Genomic DNA, 1,853 nt, shown 5'->3' with positions numbered 1-1,853 from the left:
CCATCCTTTGTATCAGAGATATTTGTATAATATTTTCTTTCAAGAGTTGACCTATATGCCCTTAATAAAAATACTGCCTCTTCAATATTCCCCTCAGATTGTTTTATAGCAATACTTGAAAGCCTTCTTGAGTAAAGACTAGCTTCTGACATAACTGTATCTATAAGTCCTCTCATAGAGCTTTCAATTTCATTTACATCAATTATCCTTCCACCCTTTAATCTTTCATAATTAAGCCTTTTTATAGATTCTTCTATAGCAATGCTTCCACCTTTAACTGCAACATATCCCATACTATAAAACCTCCTCTACCCTAGTAGTTCTCTGAATACATATAATTTTTCCATAGCTATCTACAAAAATTAAATCTATTCCCATAGGATATTCAGAATTTTTAAAATCACGAATTTCTCTCCATTCTTTAACAAGAGGAAGTCCTATAAACTTTTCATCTAAAACTCCTGGTCCTTTAAGTTTTACTAAATCACCCTTATTTAAATCACTAACCTCACAAACTATAGTTGCACTTTTTTCTGGACTTATTAAAGTTCCAATCTTTGCATTTTCTATAATCTCTTTAATTTTCTTATTCTTTTTAAGAGAGATAAAAATATAATCAGCTTCATCTAAAAGATATCTTCCTCTAGTTAACTGTTCTATTAAATTTTTATCATCCTCCTTTTCTGAAATACACTTAAAAGTAACTTCATTATCTAAAAGAATTTTCATTATTGTATATGTTCCATAAAAGAAGGATAAATTTTCTCCCTCTTCTCTTAATTTACTATCAAATTTTTCAATCTTCCCTGGTCTTCCCATAGCATTTAAAAGCTTTCTATAACTTTCTTGAACAAAATGAATCCCCATTTTTAAACCTCCATAGTCTCAAAATTAACCTTAGTTTTTAAAATTCCATCTTTCTTTCTATCTTCTAAAGCCTTTATTCTCGCTTCTTCTCTTAATAAAATTTCATAAAACAATTCTTCTTCACCTAAATTCAAATTATAAAACCCATCAATTATAGCTAAATCTAAAGCCTTTTCTTCATCAATTCCTGAAACAATTCCAAGCCCTAAAGCCTTTTCTACATAAACCTTAGCTTCAGTTACAATAACCTCTCCAATGTAAAACAAGCCACCTTTTCCTCTTTCCCTCATTTTAATCATAGTTAAAGCTACATTTGGCTTTTCTACAACCTTTATCTCGCACATACTTCTAATATGAGCTACCATATGTTCAAGCACCTTTCTTCTTCCCTTTATAAGAATTTCTGTTCTTCTTTTTCTCTCCATAAAAAACTCACCTTCCTTTTAAAGTGAGTATATCTTGGCGCTATGTTAGATGTCCTTTAAGTTTTGTTAAAAGCTTGTTTTATTAAAAGGAGAGGTAAATTTTACTTACCTCTCCTTTAGCTTAAATCTCAAATTCAAATATATCACCTCTATAGAATATTTCTGTATATTCTATAACTCTTTTTTCTTCTAATACCCTTTGCTCCGAATATATTATAGGCACAAGTTCTCCACATTTTAAAATATATCTAATTTCCCGCCCTGCATACTTAACCTTTAATTTTATATCCTCATAAATAACTTCTTTTATATTATTCTTCTCATAATAATCTCTAATTTCTCTTATATCTTCACCATCATTATTTAAGTTTTTAAAAACCTCACCATTCAAATATGAGATATGATATGCAATTCTAAAATTGTCTAAACTTCTTACTCTTAAAAGCTTATATACTTTAGCCTCCTTTGAAAGATGGAGCTTTTCATAAATCCTCTTATCATACTCAATCCTTTTTATCTTTAAATTTTCAGTCTTCACATCTCCATAACATTTTAGCTTTT

Annotated in this window: 4 protein-coding genes; all 4 read right to left on the bottom strand. The window is 29.2% G+C overall.

Annotated elements, in window-relative coordinates; translation table 11 throughout:
• Positions 1–293 (bottom strand): carbon-phosphorus lyase complex subunit PhnI (locus ACRC28_RS05870; protein WP_438542516.1); only part of this gene is annotated, 293 nt, incomplete at its 3' end.
• A gap of 1 nt (position 294) precedes the next feature.
• Positions 295–867 carry a phosphonate C-P lyase system protein PhnH gene (phnH, locus tag ACRC28_RS05865; protein WP_438542515.1) on the bottom strand — a complete coding sequence of 191 codons (573 nt, stop codon included), beginning with the start codon at positions 865–867 and terminating at the stop codon, positions 295–297.
• A 2-nt stretch (positions 868–869) separates the two neighbouring features.
• Positions 870–1,292 carry a phosphonate C-P lyase system protein PhnG gene (gene phnG / locus ACRC28_RS05860; protein ID WP_438542514.1) on the bottom strand — a complete coding sequence of 141 codons (423 nt, stop codon included), beginning with the start codon at positions 1,290–1,292 and terminating at the stop codon, positions 870–872.
• 121 nt (positions 1,293–1,413) lie between these two features.
• The coding region (locus ACRC28_RS05855; protein WP_438542513.1) for a UTRA domain-containing protein at positions 1,414–1,853 on the bottom strand (440 nt) is incomplete at its 5' end.

Origin of the sequence: Clostridium sp. (genome assembly GCF_051650885.1) — a bacterium.
Classification (GTDB): domain Bacteria; phylum Bacillota; class Clostridia; order Clostridiales; family Clostridiaceae; genus Clostridium.
The sequence above is the reverse complement of the archived record's forward strand: the minus strand, read 5'-3'. Positions and strand labels throughout refer to the sequence as shown.

Coding starts and splice junctions, on each gene's coding strand:
- phnH (WP_438542515.1), bottom strand. CDS start 867: ATGGGGATTCATTTTGTTCAAGAAAGTTATAGAAAGCTTTTAAATGCT.
- phnG (WP_438542514.1), bottom strand. CDS start 1,292: ATGGAGAGAAAAAGAAGAACAGAAATTCTTATAAAGGGAAGAAGAAAG.